Origin of the sequence: Hassallia byssoidea VB512170, assembly GCF_000817785.2 — a bacterium.
In the GTDB taxonomy this organism is placed as follows: Bacteria; Cyanobacteriota; Cyanobacteriia; order Cyanobacteriales; family Nostocaceae; genus Hassallia; species Hassallia carrinoi.
In genome coordinates this window covers 1-16,580 of the sequence record NZ_JTCM02000032.1, presented here as the reverse complement: position 1 = coordinate 16,580, position 16,580 = coordinate 1, and the positions used below count along the sequence as shown (strand labels likewise).

Genomic DNA, 16,580 nt, shown 5'->3' with positions numbered 1-16,580 from the left:
CTTTACCAAACTTTACTTGTATTCAATACAAAACCAGGTAAAATGCGATCGCGTAGCGCGCCCTGTTGCCCAGCCTTCCTGAAAGGAAGGCTGCCCTGTTCCAGAGGAACAGGGGAGGGGTTGCCTCTCGGCAACCCCTCGGCAACATACGGGCGATCGCCACTTATGTTATCAGGATTTTCTAAACATTCCTCTGGTTGACCCGGACGATATATATAGACTCTACGATTCTTGCGGTCAATCAACCAACCTAGCTGTATTCCCGGTTCCCTCATATATTCTTCCATTTTTTCCTTCTTTGGTTGCAGGTTGTCCGAAGCTGACCTGAGTTCAATGACAAAATCAGGACAAATCGGTGCAAACTTTTGCTGCTGTTCGCTTGAGAGAGTATTCCAACGTTCTAATTTAATCCAGGAAACATCAGGAGAACGATCCGCACCCGTTGACAGCTTAAACTGCGTACTAGAGTCAAAACAAATACCCGTGCCATCCTGTTCTGCCCAAATTCCAACCTGTAAAGCAATATTAAAGTTACGATTTCCTGTTTCTGAACCAGTTGGGGGCATAATTGATATTTCTCCAAGTTTATTCCGCTCAATGCGTAAGTCACGATTCACCTGACAGAACTCGAAAAATTGCTCGTCTGTCATTTGCATTGATGGCGGAATTAACACGACAATAGGGGATGAAAGCATAATTTACTCCCTTTTTTATTTTTTATTTTCACTTTCTTTTAGCTTTGTTGGTAAATCTCAGGTAGGTTTATACAAGATTTTTACTATAAATTTCTGGAACTCAAGTTGTCCTTGCTGAATCTAATATCTAAGTAATTTTACTTTTGATTTTTTTAGCTTAATAAGCAATTTCAACTTTAATTTCGTAATATTACTGATTTTATTTATTTGCATGTCAATTAGGATACAGTATTGTTTAATTGAAGAATGCTGTGATTATTTTATTGTCCTAGATGGAGTGGACACCGATGAACTCAGAAAGCGATCGCCATAATGAACTCGAACGTCGAGAACGCGAACTGCGACAAAAAGAGGTTGAAATACGACTCCGGGAAATGGAAGCTGATATTTATGCTGACAATACACCGATTTATAAAACTGTTAAACATCAGCCAGAAAATTATCGAAAACTTTCGACCAAAAAAGTTATTCTCGCGGGGAAACTTGTCGCTATCGGTGTAGCAGCGCTGGTTGCGGTGAAAATAGCTTCAATTGTCGCAGGAATTATGATTGTCACTGCGCTGACGTGGATATCTTACAAACTATTTTTTGATTCTAAAAAAAAGCCTTAAATTAGGGATGCAATCATCATGAATCGCCAAGTTGATACTGACAAATTCATCAACGATTTAGAGCGCGTTGCTCAAGTGCGCTCAGAAATTTCCGTTTGTTTGAGCAATATTGCAGAGACAATTACTAAAGCTGAATTAGACGGAAATACATCATCAGGAAAACTCAGTTTAGAACGAGATATTGAAGATATTACGATAGCGAGTAAAAATCTGGAAAATGGTGTATTTCGGCTTTTAGTTTTAGGAGATATGAAACGCGGAAAAAGCACCTTTCTCAACGCTTTGATTGGGGAAAATCTATTACCGAGTGATGTCAATCCCTGTACCGCAGTCTTAACAGTGTTGCGATATGGTTCAGAAAAGAAAGTTACTGTTCATTTTAATGATGGCAAAAGTCCTCAAGAGCTTGATTTTCCCAGCTTTAAATATAAATATACCATCGACCCGACTGAAGCGAAGAAATTAGAGCAAGAGAAAAAACAAGCATTTCCTGACGTTGATTATGCAGTTGTAGAGTATCCTTTACCGCTTTTAGAAAAGGGAATTGAAATTGTTGATAGTCCGGGTTTGAATGATACAGAAGCGCGAAACGAATTATCGTTAGGTTATATTAATAATTGTCATGCAATTCTCTTTGTGATGAGAGCGTCGCAACCTTGCACTTTGGGTGAGCGTCGCTATTTAGAAAATTATATTAAAGGTCGAGGATTGACTGTTTTCTTCTTAATCAATGCGTGGGATCAGGTGAAAGAATCATTGATCGATCCGGATGATGAAGAAGAATTAAAAGCTTCTGAAGACAGATTGCGGCAAGTATTCAGCGCAAATCTGGCAGAATATTGTTATGTAGATGGACAAAATGTTTACGAAGAGCGTGTATTTGAGGTTTCGTCAATTCAAGCATTAAGACGACGGTTAAAAAATCCCCAAGCTGGATTAGAAAAAACTGGCTTTGGAGAGTTTATGGGAGCGTTGAATACTTTCTTGACTAGAGAACGTGCGATCGCCGAATTGCGTCAAGTCAGAACTTTAGCTAGAGGTGCTTGCAATCATACCCGCGAAGCAATTGAAAGGAGGATACCATTACTTGATAAAGATGTCAATGAATTGAAAAAAAGAATTGATTCAGTTGAGCCAGAATTTAGTAAACTGACAAATATTCGCGATGAATTTCAAGCAGAAATTATCAAAACTAGAGATAATCAAGCGAGAGCGATCGCTGATTCTTTTCGCAGCTACGTTTTAAATTTAGGCAATACCTTTGAAACTGATTTCTTGCGCTATCAACCCGAATTAAATCTGTTTGATTTTCTCAGCAGCGGTAAGCGAGAAGCATTTAATTCTGCACTCCAAAAAGCCTTTGAACAATATATCACCGATAAATTTGCCGCTTGGACTTTAACCGCTGAAAATGAAATAAATGCAGCTTTTAAACAACTTACTCGCAGCGCTTCCCAATATGGTGCATCTTACAGTCAAGTAACAGACCAAATCACAGAAAAGCTAACTGGAGAAAAGGTCAAACTCAATTCTACCACTAGCGAAGATGATAACTCACCTGAATGGGCAAAATGGGCAATGGGGTTATTATCTTTATCTAGAGGAAATCTTGCCGGCTTTGCAATGGCAGGTGCAGGATTTGATTGGAAAAATATTCTGTTAAACTACTTTACTGTAATTGGTATTGGTGGGATAATTACAGCAGTCACAGGGGTTTTACTCGGACCAATCGGATTTGCTTTATTAGGCTTGGGTGTAGGATTTTTGCAAGCAGATCAAGCACGCAAAGAGTTAGTGAAAACAGCAAAAAAAGAGTTAGTAAAATATCTGCCGCAAGTAGCGGAGGAACAATCAAAAACTGTTCATGATGCAGTGAAAGAATGTTTTGACTCTTATGAACGAGAAGTCAGCAAGCGAATTAATGATGATATCGCTTCTCGCAAATCTGAATTAGATAATTTACTTCAGCAAAAAACAACACGCGAGATAAATCGAGAAAGCGAGTTAAAACGGTTGAAGAATTTGCAGGAAGATGTAATATTTCAATTGCAGAAAATTGAAGCAGCGTATAGCAACTTATTAGCTTATTACAGCTGATATTTCTCGTTTATACTCTCGCACTCTCGTTCCCAGCTTCAAGCTGGGAATGCCTACTTGGAGGCTCTGCCTCCTAATATTATAAGAAGATGAGGCAGCAGCCCCAATGATTTTCATTCCCAGTTAGAAACTGGGAACGAGGGGACGAGGGGACGAAGAATACGAAACTGGGAACGAGGGAAAGAAAACTATGCAACAACAAAATGAAGTGTACAAAAAACTTTCTGATTCTCTCAAGTCTGCATCTGCATTACTCGATTTAGAGCGCAAATCACAACTTTATCAAGATATAATTGCTATTTCCACCCACTTAGCAAATCCTAGCTTTCGGGTTGGGGTATTTGGTCCATTTAATCATGGTAAGTCAACTTTGCTGAATGCGATGTTGGGAAATCGCACTTTACCGATTGATTTGATTCCTACCACAGGTGCAGCGATTACTGTCAAGTATGGTACTGACTTGCAAACTCGCATCATCTTGGTAGATGGTACAGAAATCTATCGCAGTGGAACGGAAATTTTAAAAGAATTCGCAATTCTTGATAATAACAGACAGATGCGAAAAGATGTTGCGTCTGTAGAAGTTTTTTGTCCTCATCCCTTTTTAGAAACGGGGGTAGAATTTCTCGATTTACCGGGAACGAATGATAGGGAAGAACAAGATAATTTAGTGAAAGAGCAGCTATTAAGTGCAGATTTAGTAATACAATTACTGGATGCACGCAAGTTGATGACTTTAGGTGAGCGCGAAAACTTGCGAGATTGGCTATTGGATCGCGGGATTAAGACAGTTATTTTTGTCGCTAATTTTCTTAACTTACTCGAACCCGATGAACAAAAACAAGTCCACAATCGCTTGTTGTTTGTTGCGGAAAGTTTTCGAGCAGAATTACCTCCAGGTTTTAGCAATTTATATCGCGTTGATGCTTTACCCGCTTTAAGAGCAAGATTAAAAGGTGATGTAACTCAAGCAAGTAGTAGTGGTTTAGTAGCTTTTGAATCGGCTTTGCAAAATATTGTAGGGATGCTGCAACAAAATCGTGGTGGTGTGCGTTTACCAAGAGTGCAGGCGATCGCTTCTCAAATTATACTATCATTAAAAGCCAAAATTGACGCGATCGCTAGTGAAATTAAATCTCTTGATGAAAAAAATAACGCCAAAATTGAAATTAAACAAAAAGCGGAAAAATTAATTCAAAAAGGCTTTAATACAAGCGTTAATGATTTACGCGATTGGCTATCTTTACCAAATTTGCTAACAAAATATCAAACTGATGCCGCAGTTGCCTTAGCAGAAAATAACTTTAAATCTTGGCAAGTAAGCACTTTAAAAAAAGACTTGACAGAATTGCAATTAGCTGTAGTAAAATGGCTTTATCAAGCTTATGAATTCTTTCAAGAAGAAAGACCAGAAGATTTATTAATTTGCTTCCCAAGCGTTCCCCAAATTACTCTACCTCCTAAGCCTAGCAATACCGATGATTTGAGTGAAACTGGTTCAATAGCCGTTGGTAGTGGTATTGGTTGGTTGTTAGGTGGTCCGGTTGGAGCGGCTGTAGTTGGCAGTATTTCTTATATATTAAATAAGAATATACAAAAACAAGATGAAAAATCAGCAACCGAATCTTATCATCAACAAGTTGCCCAAATTTGTATAGCAGCAGCTGAGGATTATTTATCTCGTTTCAGCAGTCAAGGTTTATCAATATTAGCTGAATATGAAAATAAAGCAGATAAAGTAATTAGATTTAAAGCTGATAAACCTGTTGAAATCGCTAATAAACGCGAAGAATTGCAGCAGTTACAAAATGTTTTTAATCAATTATTGCGAGAGTTAGAAAGAGCGAATATACCTTCAAATTATCAACTTTATCCAGATAGGGGAGATGGGGGGACAGGGAGACAGGGAGACAAGGGGACAGGGGGACAAGGGGGACAAGGGGGACAAGGGGGACAAGGGGGACAAGGGGGACAAGGGGGACAAGGGGGACAAGGGGGACAAGGGGAAATTTCTTCCCCTGCTTCCCCTGCTTCCCCTGCTTCCCCTGCTTCTTCTGCTTCCCCATCCCCCCCTCTCCCCATCCCCCCCTCATCCCCTTCATCCCCAGAACAAGTTGAAGCGCAATTTCGCACTTGGGAACTTGATGAAGAAATAGCGCAAATGAAAGCGGAAATGGGTTCAACTGGTAAACAGCAAAATAAAACTCAAGGGGAAAAAGACAAAAATTCTCGCGCTTATGCAACTTTAGAAGTGGAATCTAATGCTTCATTTGCTGAAGTGAAACAAGCTTATCGAATTTTAGTCAAAAAATGGCATCCAGATTTATTTATTGATAAGCCGCAACTACAAAAAGAAGCGCAAGAGAAAATGCGGCTGATTAATGAAGCGTACACAATATTATCTAAACAAAAATAGCTATTACCAAACTTTACTCATATTAAGAATAAACCCAGGTAATACCGACTCGCCACTTATGTTATCAGGATTTTCTAAACATTGCTCTGGTTTCCCTGGACGATAAATATAGACTCTACGATTCTTGCGGTCAATCAACCAGCCTAACTGTATTCCCGGTTCTCTCATGTATTCCTCCATTTTATCCTTCAAAGGTTGAAGGTTGTCGCTTGGCGATCGCAGTTCAATTACAAAATCAGGACAAATTGGTGCAAACTTTTGCTGTTGTTCGCTGTCAAGAGTATTCCACCGTTCTAGTTTAATCCAGGAAACATCAGGCGATCGCTCTGCACCTGTTGATAACTTAAATCCCGTGCTGGAGTCAAAACAAATACCTGTACCATCCTGTTCTGCCCAAATATATAACTGTCCGGCTAAATTGAAGTTACGATTTCCTGTCTCTGACCCAGTTGGGGGCATAATTGATATTTCTCCAAGTTTATTCCGCTCAATGCGTAAGTCACTATTCACTTGACAAAACTCGAAAAATTGCTCGTCTGTCATTTGCATTGATGACGGAAGTTGCAATATCAAAGGAGATGAAAGCATAATACTTAACCTTACTCACTTTTATTCTTTATTTTCACGCAAACACCCTTGGACTGAACCCGGACAAAAATGGACAGGCTTCATCTGAGTGACTCGTTGGGTGTTGAGGATCTTTAAAACAAGCCTGTCCATTTTTGTCTAGTTTTTGTGAAACCCCATAAAAGTGAAAGGTAGGGCATATACCCTACCTTTGCAAAGGAAATTATTTCCGGATTAACAAATAAAGGGAAAAGGTAAATGTCAAAGAAATTAACGAAAAACTTTCCCCTTTCCCCTTCTACTTATTCGGTTGAGGAGTCATCCGCAGATAAGGCTTGACTTCCTCGTAACCTTTGGGGAATTTCTCCTTTAGCACTTCTGGATCTTTCAGCGAGGGGACAATTACGACATCTTCGCCGTCTTTCCAGTCAGCTGGTGTGGCTACGCTGTAGTTATCAGTTAGTTGCAGTGAATCAATCACTCGTAGAATTTCATCAAAGTTGCGTCCTGTGCTGGGGGGGTAAGTGAAGCTGAGACGCAGTTTTTTATCCGGATCGATAACGAAGACCGATCGCACTGTTACGGTATTAGCAGCGTTGGGGTGGATCATATCGTAAAGGTCAGAAACTTGACGATCTGGATCTGCCAAAATTGGATAGTTGAGGGTGGTGTTTTGAGTTTCTTCGATATCTCCTACCCATCCTTTGTGGGAGTCAACATCATCAACGCTGAGGGCGATCGCTTTCACGTTGCGCTTGTCAAATTCTGGTTTCAGTTTGGCAACTGTACCTAATTCGGTGGTGCAAACAGGTGTAAAGTCTGCGGGGTGCGAAAATAGCACTACCCAGCTATCACCTGCCCAATCGTAAAAATTTATGTCGCCGTGTGTAGAGGCTTGCGTAAAGTTGGGTACTGTGTCACCTAGACGGAGAGTCATGTCAGATTCCCTGTGGTTATAAAGGCATAAAGTATTGTACTATGCGATCGCCACACATAACCCCGGTTGTCCAATCGGGGTTTGGCGGTTTGCAACAAAATTTTAAGTTATGTTGTTTACTGTAAAGAAGTTAAATTTGAGGTCAAAATTTGATTGTATGCTTGGATCGTTTGACGAGCGATCGCTTCCCAACTAAAGTTTTGCAATGCATATTCTTGGGCACGCAATCCCCGACGCCGACATTCTTCGGGGTTTTGCAAAGCGAGTCGCAACAATTCTACAAGCGATTCCACATCTGTTGTACCCACCCACCCAGACTCACTATCGCGCACCTGATGCCAAATATGCACTTGGTCTGAGATAATTACAGGTACTTGCGCTACCATCGCTTCAGCTACAGCAATCCCGAAATTTTCATAATACGATGGCAAGACGAATAAATCTGCGGCTTGCAGTAAAGCTGATTTTAATTCACCCGTAACAAAACCAGTGATAGTGGTGTGCGATCGCAAAGGTGAATTTTGTATCTGCAATCTTATCTTTTCTTCATAATCTGGATCTTGAGGATTCGTTCCCGCTAAGACAAAATAAAAATTACCACCTTCGGCTAACAGCTTTTCCAAAGCCGGAATCAGTAAATTTAACCCTTTTTTCGGGTCAATTCGCGACATAAAAAGTACCAAAGGCACATCAAAAGGGATACCAAACCGACTCCGAATAGCATTCCCCCCCTCTCCCCCTCTCCCCCTTCCCCCCTCTCCTCCAGCGGGAATAACACCCAAAGGAATCACCAAATCGTGCGTAGAAACTCCAAATCGTTCTGATATTTTTGCTTCTTGATCGCTGGTAAAATGAATTGCAGCTGCACCCGCTAAATTTGCCCGTTCTAAAATTGCGGCGTAAAGCTGTTTTAATTGCTTTTTCTTGCGTAAATCAGCGGGGTCGAGAGTACCCAAAGGACGCAAAATGTAAGGTAAATTTTTCTGCCGGCACACAGTCGCAGCCGCACTACTTATAGGAGAGAATAAAGCATGAATATGTGCTAAGTCAAATTCATGGGCGTGATTATTTAACCACTTTAATAAATCAAAAGAAAACTTATAGCGGCGAAACGGTGAACAACGAAAGTAAATTATTTCATAACCATCTTGTTTCACCGGGCAATTTAAGGGAACATCCAAAGGTTTTTGACCAGAATCACCATTACTATCTGTAGTGAGAATAGTAACTTTTACATTTTCTCGTGCCAATGCCGAAGATAGTCCCATTACCATTTGACTGGGACCACCGTAAATCAAAGAAATTGAAGGGACAATTTGCAGAATTCGCATTTTTATTAGTTGTTGGTTGTTAGGTAGAGACGTTCCGCCGGAACGTCTGTACGGGGGTTTCCCCGCCCGTAAAATTAAATTTGTAGGGTGCGTTACGGCTATGCGCCTAACGCACCGTTTGAAATTGGTGCGTTACTTCGTTAACGCACCCTACGATTATTAACCAATTCTTTATAAAACTCTAATTGCTGTTTTGCTAAAGCTTTATTCGTATATTGAACCATCGCTTTTTGATAACCCATTTCTCCCAACTTTTCGGCAAATTCTGGCTTTTCCATTAATTGCGATAAGCAATCAGCCAAAGCTTTAACATCGCCTTCCGGAAAGACTAACCCAGCATCACCAATTACATGAGGAATTTCGCCAGAGTTGGAACCAATCACCGGAACTTGACAAGCCATTGCTTCAATTAACACATGACCAAATTGTTCTTTCCAACCCGCAGAAGTTAAAGTTTTAAATTTATAAGTTGTTTCTGAAGGAAGTACCAAAGTACTCATTAAATTGATATACTTGTAAACTTCATCGTGGGGTACGCTTTCTACCAAGATAATTCTGTCTTTAAAGTTGTTTTCAGCGGCTTTGTTCATTAATTCTGATTGCAACGCACCCCGCCCAATTAAAAGTAACTTCCAAGATTTATCTTTTAAACTAGCTAAGGCATCTACAAGCGTCAGCAAGCCCTTTTCTGGCACAAAACGTCCGACAAAGCCAACTACAAATTCTCCTGGTTGAATACCCAATTTAGACGCTAATTCTGGTTGAGACTTGGGAGCAAATAAAGTTTCATCCACACCTAACTGCGGCATGACTTTAATTGAACCTTTATATCCTCGTTGTCTGAGAATTTCTGCCCCATCTTGATTTCCGGAAATGATACCGTGGCTATTATTCAGGTTGTATTTTTCTAATAAAGCTGCGGGTAATTTGAGTTCGTATGGCAGATTCCACCAAGTAAAAAATATATTTTTTGCCTTTAGTCCCAATAGCTTGTTTAAAGTAATCATTTGAGCGTAAGACAGTCCGCGAGAACCTTGTTCTACTTGGATGATTTGGGGGCGAAACTGTCGCAACAAAGATATTAAATCAGCGCCAAAGGTGAGAAGTCCTTGATGATTTTGACTGAAGTTAGAAATCGGAACTATTTTAAATGCACCTTCATCGCGGTATTGCGTTTCAATAATTTTATTTTGTACGCCTCCGGGTTTCCAGCGTTTGGGAACTACAACTGTTACTTCAATTCCCGGTTCTAGTTGAGATAAAGCGCGTAATTTTTCGCAATTAAGGTCTACAATATAAGTGTGACTGGCAACTAAAATTTTCATTAATATTGTTGGTTGATGGTTGATGGTTGTTAGGTGTTAAGTAAAAGAACTAAATTAAATGTAAGGTCGTAGTAAGGACTTTAGTCCTTAACATAATTGTTCAGAGCGATAAATCGCTCACTACGGACTCATATTTTATTTGAGATTTAGGGATGGAGAATTTTCTAGTCCCCAGTCCCCAGTCCCTAGTCCCTAGTTTTATTTGGAAGCTAAAATTTGCTCTTGTCCGGTTACAGGCAAATCGTTATAATCTTGGCGATCGCGTTGAGTGTAAATTTGACCATCATTCCAAGCTGATTGAATCACAGTACCCACAGCTTTGAGAAAACCCAAAGAATAGAAAACTAAGCGGGTGACAATTTTAATCGGGGAACCGCTTTTGTGACAAGGAGGACGTCCCAGGACGTGACAATCAAATAAACGTGCGTATAAGCGTAAAGCTTGGGTAGCGGTGAGGTTTTTCAGTCCTAATAAAAAATGGTTGTGGTAAAAGGTCATTTGATATTTGAGCGATCGCATACTAATATCATGACAACCCCCCGTTTCTTCCCCTAAATGCACTAAATCAGCTTCTGGGTCATACCAAATCTTATATCCCGTCTGCCGCACGCGCAAACAAAAGTCAGATTCCTCCCGCACTGCACTACCTTTAAACCTCTCATCAAACCTCAGTCCGTACTTAGTAAAAATCTCGCGACGGAAAGACATATTACAACCCCTCGCTGTCAGCACTTGCTGGGGTTTAACTGTATGCACCAAATCAATATGATACCAAGCAATTCCTGGGTCCATTGCTTCGGGAGGCAAATATTCAATCTCCAAGTCCCCCCCAGAATCACCCAATTTCATTCTGTCAAATACTCGCCCCGCAACGGCTCCGATTTCTGGCTTTTCTAGATAATTTTTAGCATGAGCTGCTAAAAATCCATTCTTTAACTGTACATCATCATCAATAAATAAAATTATCTCACCTGATGAGCGCCGCACAGCATAATTACGCGCACCAGGTAAACTTGCCCAATCCAAGCGGAACCATTTAATTTTATCTGCTGCTGAGAGTTCGTCTAAATAAGCTTGAATTTCCGGTTGGTGTTTTAGGGTTTGGTCTACAACCAAAACTTCAAAATTCGGGTAGTCTTGTTTGAGGACATCCACAAGGCTATCACGCAGCGGTTCCTCACGACCATAGGTCGGTATAATCACGGAAATTAAAGGATAAGTCATTATTGTTTATTTTGTTTGATAATGGTTGCAATCAGGTAGATGATTTGCCTGTAATGATATTTTGCCCAAATTTATGTCCGAAAATTTAATTTTGCTTGCTCATAACATTGCCAATAAGTTTCATTACAATTTTTTCTAATTTTGTAAATAAGATAACATAAATTGTTAAAGCAACGCTGACTATCATCAACGAAACAACTATTTTCAAAGATGAATTTACCTGAATGCTTTGCTTGAGTTTGGGTAATAAAACAAAATACAAAGGTTGATGAATTAGATAAATCTGATAAGAATAAATTCCTAAAATTGAAAGAAAACCTAGCACGCGCTGTATTTTATCTATTTTATCTAAACGAGATAACAATTTTTGAATCATCAAAAAAAAGAAAGGAGTAAATAACATATCAAAACCTAGCATATAGACAATATTGACTTTAGTGATACCCAAAATAGCGTAGAGAATAAAACCGATAGTAAAAATAATGGTTGCAACGATAAAATCTATTTTGCGGAAAGCTTTATGTTCCGCGTAAACCCATCCCCAATATAATCCCAAGCAGAATTGAAATAAGTAGCTACCTAGAAAATTGGTTTGTAAGAAAAAGATGTAAAAGAAAAAATTATTCGCTAAAAGAAAAGAGAAGGAAACTATTTTAGTGAAGAGAGCGATCGCACTTCCGAAAATTAATATATTAGGAAATTTATTTTGACAAATATAAAATAATATAGGTGTAAATATATAAGCTTCTAAAATGACTGTAAAAAACCAAAAACCAGGATTAACTGCTTGAAATTTCATTCCCGCTAATCCGAGAAATGACAAAATAAAATTCAAAAGAGATTTTCTCGGAAAATTACCAAAGAAAAAATACAACAAGCAACTTAATACAAAAGCGAGTAAATAAGCCGGATATAACCTAATTAATCTTTTTGATAACCATGATTTCCAGTTAACTTTGATTTTATCTATGCCATCTTTTCTTAATTTGGATATTAGAGCATAACTAACGTTGAAACCAGCCATTAAAAAGAATATATCTACAGCAGCGTATCCCAGCTTTGCCAGATTTCTATCTAATACAGAAACTATATTTATGCGTTCGGGATAGTTTTGAAAAAAATGGAATATGAGAATTCCTAATATTGCTAATCCTTTTGTGCGATCGATCCAATTAAATCGATTTGGTGGTGCTTGGATTTGATTGGTCATGTGTTGATGAATATAAGCTTTCAAAAGTTGGGTGCAATATTTGAGCGCGACATCACATCCGGCAAATTACCCATTTTGGTAAAGACGCTTCTGCGCGTTTTGTCTCGACGACGGTATAAATTAACGAAGAAAAAGATTTGACAAGACTAAAGCTAACTTAATCTATAAGCAAGCGACCTCCGAGAGTTTACGGGAGTATTTTAAATCAGCTTCATATTTAGCTTATTTTTTTGCTTTTTTTGTACAGACGTTCCATTGGAACATCTCTACCGCTTTTTTTTGCCTTGTTGCTCAGATTCGGTATTTGCCTTTTCTTGTTTATCGATTTCTGGTAATTTCAAGAGTATTCCAGCCGTAAACCAGTAATAGACAGCAACCGGATCGACATCGAGAGGGTAGTAATAGGTGTTGTAACTAATAAACAATACAAACACCCACATTGAGGCTGCATAACTGCGTAAATTACGATTTTTTATCGAACGGTACGCACGGTGGCAGACGACTGTTAAAGTTGTGACCAAGCCCAGAAATGCCAGTAATCCGAAAATGCCAACTTCATAGAGGACTTTGGGGTAATAGGTTTCTACCAGCTTTGTTTGACCTAAAGCACGGGCAGAATTAGTAGCTCTACCTAAACCACTTCCAAAAGGTCCGGCGACGTTTTTCCAATTTTCCTCAAATTGATCCATGATAAATTGTTGGGGGGGTGAAGCATTCCAACGACCAACAAAGCTTTCGGTTCGCTCTTGGACGACGGTAGGGTTGGTGATTGCGGCAATTGTGAGAATTAGGGCAAGTCCCATTCCTAAGGGGATAAACCGTTTGAGGTTGCCAAGTTGACCGGTAAGCAATAGTAAAAGTATGAAGCAGGTGGGGACTAAAGCTAAAGCGATTCTTTGTCCAGAAATAACTGCATTAACAAACACTGTGACTAAAGAACCTAAACCTACGATTCGCCAAAGAATTGAGGGATCGCTAAAGCCAGTGCCAAAGGTAAAAAATGTACTAGAAATGAGGAACCATGCCCACTGCCAAGGAGCAACAAAGGTTCCTGGTAAGCGAATCATCCCTTGACTGGGACTATAAACTAGAGAACCGCCAATATAACATCTAGCCTCTAGTGTGGCTTTAAATAAATCACCACCTACTGCATTTCTAGTACCTTCACAGATACCTGTTAGTAGCAAAAAATACTGAATAAAACCCAATATACAGGAGACAAGTATTAGGACAACTTGTAAGCGCGATAAAAAGAGAAAATCCCGCTTATTACGAATCAGGTAGTAATAACAAGTAATCAGGGGTAAGTAGCCTAAAAATACTTTTAGTCCGAGAATACCCATTCCTAAGGGTACTTCTTTAGGTGCGTCTTGCAGTAACCCAGCTGGAGGAGGACTGAACTGTTGAGCGCCATTGACAAATAGTAAAGTTATGGTGCAGGAGGCTAATAAAATATATAGTGGCGTTTTCAGGGCTTTGGGAATCAGCAGAGGTAGTCGCTGCCTTTTGGAAACCTGCCAAATTGAAATCAACGCTGGAATGTAGAAAGCGTCTTTGGCTAATTGAAGTATGGGACTGTTACCGATGTAGTAGGTAATGGTACCACCCAAAGGTACGTAAATGATAAAGGCAAAAAGCGCTTGTCGGGGGTATTTGAAACAAAAGGCGATGACGATGATTCCGACTACACCCGGAACTGCGGCTTTAATTCCGCCGACTACAGCCAGCAGAATGCCGGCGATAATCGCCACAGAAACAGCTTTAGTAAGTAAGCCGGTGAATTCTTTACGCGCTTTGGTTGCTTTGCGTTTTTGGGCTAACCTTTCTTGCAGGCTAAGAGGAGGAGTTTCTGGTTGGAAGTGCTTTTTTTTTGAGCGCTTGGATTTTTTCTTAAGTTTTAGCATCGGGGAATTGAATGAGTTAAAAGTTAGGAGTTAGGAGTTAGGAGTTAGGAGTTAGGAGTTAGGAGTAGGAGTTTTGATTCCTAATTTTTCCACGCCTTAACTCTTGACTTTTATACATGCTGACTCTTAATTCATCACTTTTAACTCCTCACTCTTGACTTTTATACATGCTGACTCTTAATTCATCACTCCTAACTCCTCACTCCTAACTCCTAACTCCTAACTCCTAACTATGCCAGGTGTTGCTGGACTTGTGAGACTAATTCTTTTGTCCAGTAATGAGCAAGTTTTTCATTGGCAGCTTCTACCATAACTCTGATGACCGGTTCTGTACCAGAAGCGCGAACTAGTATTCTACCGGAATCGCCCATTGCGGTTTCGGCTAAAGCGATCGCACTCTGTACGGGTTCGCAATTTTTCCATCCCAATCGGCGATCGCGATCTACAACGCGCACGTTCTGCAATAATTGCGGATAAGTTTCAAAGCTTTCATCTACCAGTTCTCTCAAGGAAACACCGGCTTGTTTGACTAAAGCGGCTATATGTAAAGCTGTTAATAAACCATCGCCCGTGATACCATAATGACGGCACAATATGTGACCGGATTGTTCGCCGCCTAGCATTGCGCCTGTTTGCAGCATTTCGGCTTGAACGTATTGATCGCCAACTGCTGTGCGAGTTAAGTTACCGCCAATTTGTTTCCAAGCTTTCTCGAAGCCTAAGTTCGCCATGACGGTGGAAATTATTAAGTTATCTGGCAGTTGTTGCTTTTGTTGCAAGCTGCGTCCCCAGAGATAGAGGATGTAATCGCCGTTAACTTGTCTGCCAATATTATCTACTGCTAAGACGCGATCGGCATCGCCATCAAAAGCAAAGCCGATGTCAGCATTATGTTCTTTGACGGTTTGGGCGAGAATATCTAGGTGAGTGGAACCGCAGTTAACGTTAATGCGAGATCCATCCGCTTCGTTATGCAAACAGATTACTTCTGCCCCCATTCTTGTGAATACTGCTGGTGCCAACTTCACTGCTGCACCCCATGCCAAATCTAAAACAATCTTCATTCCCTGAAGACTTACAGCATTCTCCAAAGGTTGTTGCAATGCCTCGGCATAATTTTTCACTAACTCCGGGCGCGAGTAATGCCGTCCACAATTACTAACAATAGCAGGTAATATTGCCTGACCGCGCAGCCCCGCTTCAATTGCTGCCTGCAACAGTTGCGGTAACTTAGTACCATTAGCCCCAAAAATTTTAATGCCGTTGTCTTCTGGTGGGTTGTGACTGGCAGAAATCATCACTCCACCAATCGCATCACTGACGCTGACCAGATAAGCGACAGTAGGAGTTGGGCACAATCCTAAATACCAAACCTCTATCCCCGCTGCGGTTAACCCAGCACTCAAAGCCATTGCCAGCATATCGCTGGAGTTTCTCGAATCTTGCCCCAGAATCACTGGTCCTGGATTGGCAGCATGGTTACGTAAAACAATACCCGTCCAAAAACCTACTTGCAATGCTAAAGGCGCACTCAGCAATTCTCCCACTTTTCCGCGAATGCCATCTGTACCAAATAGGGGATTTGCTGGTAGTGGAATTAAATTAGATGCAAAACTGTCTTCTATACCTTTTGTCGATGCTTCAAATTCAGTTGCAGAACCGCAACGATTGCCGTTTTGAGTTTGAGTTATATATGAAACCATTGATTTAAACACTCCACACAGTCACACAGGAGAATAGCACTTTACAATTTCTTCAACAATTCTGACAGAATACCTTTTCATCAGGACAATATACTACTTCCCTTGCGCCTTAAATTTATTTTGAACCACCTGTTATTACGCAATAATACTGAAATTTCTTTTATAATAGTATATGTGATTATCAATATTTAATGAAGATTTTTCTTTACTTAAGTAGCGATCGCCAAAATATCTTTTTTCCTTTATCCTTTTTTCAAGTCAGTCTGTATTTGGCAAAACATGTATTAAATAATTCATATTCTATTCATGAATCTCAGTCTTTACTATGATGTAAATTTGCCGATATTTGAAAAAAGACAGATAAAAATATCAAAAAAATTACTTTGAAGAGGGGAATGGGGAGTAGGGAGTAGGGAGTAGGGAGTAGGGAGTAGGGGACAAGGGAGACAAGGGAGACAAGTAGGGGTTTCACAAACAATAGACAAAAATGGACAGCCTTCATCCGAAAATGTCGTGGGGTGTTGAAGATCTAGTAAACAAGGCTGTCCATTTTTGTCCAG

11 protein-coding genes and 1 pseudogene are annotated in these 16,580 nt (G+C 40.0%); 3 read left to right on the top strand and 9 right to left on the bottom strand.

Annotated features, from left to right (window positions below):
• Positions 1 to 158: 158 nt before the first annotated feature.
• Positions 159 to 695: pseudogene (locus PI95_RS15795) on the bottom strand (Uma2 family endonuclease); the annotation flags it as partial.
• Between the two features lie 287 nt (positions 696 to 982).
• Here PI95_RS15795 and PI95_RS15790 point away from each other — a divergent pair.
• From PI95_RS15790 to PI95_RS15780, 3 genes are all read left to right on the top strand, one after another.
• Positions 983 to 1,306, top strand: a complete 324-nt coding sequence (locus tag PI95_RS15790; protein WP_039754983.1) for a hypothetical protein — start codon at positions 983 to 985, stop codon at positions 1,304 to 1,306.
• Between the two features lie 18 nt (positions 1,307 to 1,324).
• On the top strand, positions 1,325 to 3,403 hold the full coding sequence (locus PI95_RS15785; RefSeq protein WP_039754770.1) for a dynamin family protein: 2,079 nt from the start codon (positions 1,325 to 1,327) through the stop codon (positions 3,401 to 3,403).
• Between the two features lie 190 nt (positions 3,404 to 3,593).
• Entirely contained in the window at positions 3,594 to 5,819 is a 2,226-nt protein-coding gene (locus PI95_RS15780; protein ID WP_163518929.1) for a dynamin family protein, read from the top strand.
• 3 nt (positions 5,820 to 5,822) lie between these two features.
• Here the strand turns inward: PI95_RS15780 and PI95_RS15775 are convergent, their stop codons facing one another.
• The 8 genes from PI95_RS15775 to glmM all read right to left on the bottom strand — a co-directional run bounded on the left by PI95_RS15775 (position 5,823) and on the right by glmM (position 16,020).
• The gene (locus PI95_RS15775; RefSeq protein ID WP_039754768.1) at positions 5,823 to 6,407 is read right to left on the bottom strand and encodes a Uma2 family endonuclease; all 585 of its coding nucleotides are present in this window, start codon (positions 6,405 to 6,407) and stop codon (positions 5,823 to 5,825) included.
• Positions 6,408 to 6,684: 277 nt separating this feature from the next.
• A complete protein-coding gene (locus PI95_RS15770) occupies positions 6,685 to 7,323 on the bottom strand; it encodes a peroxiredoxin (protein ID WP_039754767.1) in 639 nt (212 codons plus the stop codon).
• A gap of 116 nt (positions 7,324 to 7,439) precedes the next feature.
• Entirely contained in the window at positions 7,440 to 8,654 is a 1,215-nt protein-coding gene (gene hpsP, locus PI95_RS15765) for a hormogonium polysaccharide biosynthesis glycosyltransferase HpsP (RefSeq protein WP_039754765.1), read from the bottom strand.
• A 140-nt stretch (positions 8,655 to 8,794) separates the two neighbouring features.
• Positions 8,795 to 9,979, bottom strand: coding sequence for a hormogonium polysaccharide biosynthesis glycosyltransferase HpsO (gene hpsO, locus PI95_RS15760; RefSeq protein ID WP_039754764.1), 1,185 nt, complete (start codon positions 9,977 to 9,979; stop codon positions 8,795 to 8,797).
• Positions 9,980 to 10,177: 198 nt separating this feature from the next.
• Entirely contained in the window at positions 10,178 to 11,203 is a 1,026-nt protein-coding gene (hpsN, locus tag PI95_RS15755; RefSeq protein WP_052325908.1) for a hormogonium polysaccharide biosynthesis glycosyltransferase HpsN, read from the bottom strand.
• Positions 11,204 to 11,288: 85 nt separating this feature from the next.
• Positions 11,289 to 12,413, bottom strand: coding sequence for an acyltransferase family protein (locus tag PI95_RS15750; protein WP_039754762.1), 1,125 nt, complete (start codon positions 12,411 to 12,413; stop codon positions 11,289 to 11,291).
• Positions 12,414 to 12,679: 266 nt separating this feature from the next.
• The gene (gene hpsL / locus PI95_RS15745) at positions 12,680 to 14,317 is read right to left on the bottom strand and encodes a hormogonium polysaccharide biosynthesis protein HpsL (RefSeq protein WP_039754761.1); all 1,638 of its coding nucleotides are present in this window, start codon (positions 14,315 to 14,317) and stop codon (positions 12,680 to 12,682) included.
• A gap of 230 nt (positions 14,318 to 14,547) precedes the next feature.
• Positions 14,548 to 16,020, bottom strand: a complete 1,473-nt coding sequence (gene glmM, locus PI95_RS15740; RefSeq protein ID WP_039754760.1) for a phosphoglucosamine mutase — start codon at positions 16,018 to 16,020, stop codon at positions 14,548 to 14,550.
• Positions 16,021 to 16,580 lie beyond the last annotated feature (560 nt).

Bases quoted from the DNA above. Each gene is read 5' to 3' on its own strand.
- PI95_RS15790 (WP_039754983.1), top strand. From the start codon at position 983: ATGAACTCAGAAAGCGATCGCCATAATGAACTCGAACGTCGAGAACGC.
- PI95_RS15785 (WP_039754770.1), top strand. From the start codon at position 1,325: ATGAATCGCCAAGTTGATACTGACAAATTCATCAACGATTTAGAGCGC.
- PI95_RS15780 (WP_163518929.1), top strand. From the start codon at position 3,594: ATGCAACAACAAAATGAAGTGTACAAAAAACTTTCTGATTCTCTCAAG.
- PI95_RS15775 (WP_039754768.1), bottom strand. From the start codon at position 6,407: ATGCTTTCATCTCCTTTGATATTGCAACTTCCGTCATCAATGCAAATG.
- PI95_RS15770 (WP_039754767.1), bottom strand. From the start codon at position 7,323: ATGACTCTCCGTCTAGGTGACACAGTACCCAACTTTACGCAAGCCTCT.
- hpsP (WP_039754765.1), bottom strand. From the start codon at position 8,654: ATGCGAATTCTGCAAATTGTCCCTTCAATTTCTTTGATTTACGGTGGT.
- hpsO (WP_039754764.1), bottom strand. From the start codon at position 9,979: ATGAAAATTTTAGTTGCCAGTCACACTTATATTGTAGACCTTAATTGC.
- hpsN (WP_052325908.1), bottom strand. From the start codon at position 11,203: ATGACTTATCCTTTAATTTCCGTGATTATACCGACCTATGGTCGTGAG.
- PI95_RS15750 (WP_039754762.1), bottom strand. From the start codon at position 12,413: ATGACCAATCAAATCCAAGCACCACCAAATCGATTTAATTGGATCGAT.
- hpsL (WP_039754761.1), bottom strand. From the start codon at position 14,317: ATGCTAAAACTTAAGAAAAAATCCAAGCGCTCAAAAAAAAAGCACTTC.
- glmM (WP_039754760.1), bottom strand. From the start codon at position 16,020: ATGGTTTCATATATAACTCAAACTCAAAACGGCAATCGTTGCGGTTCT.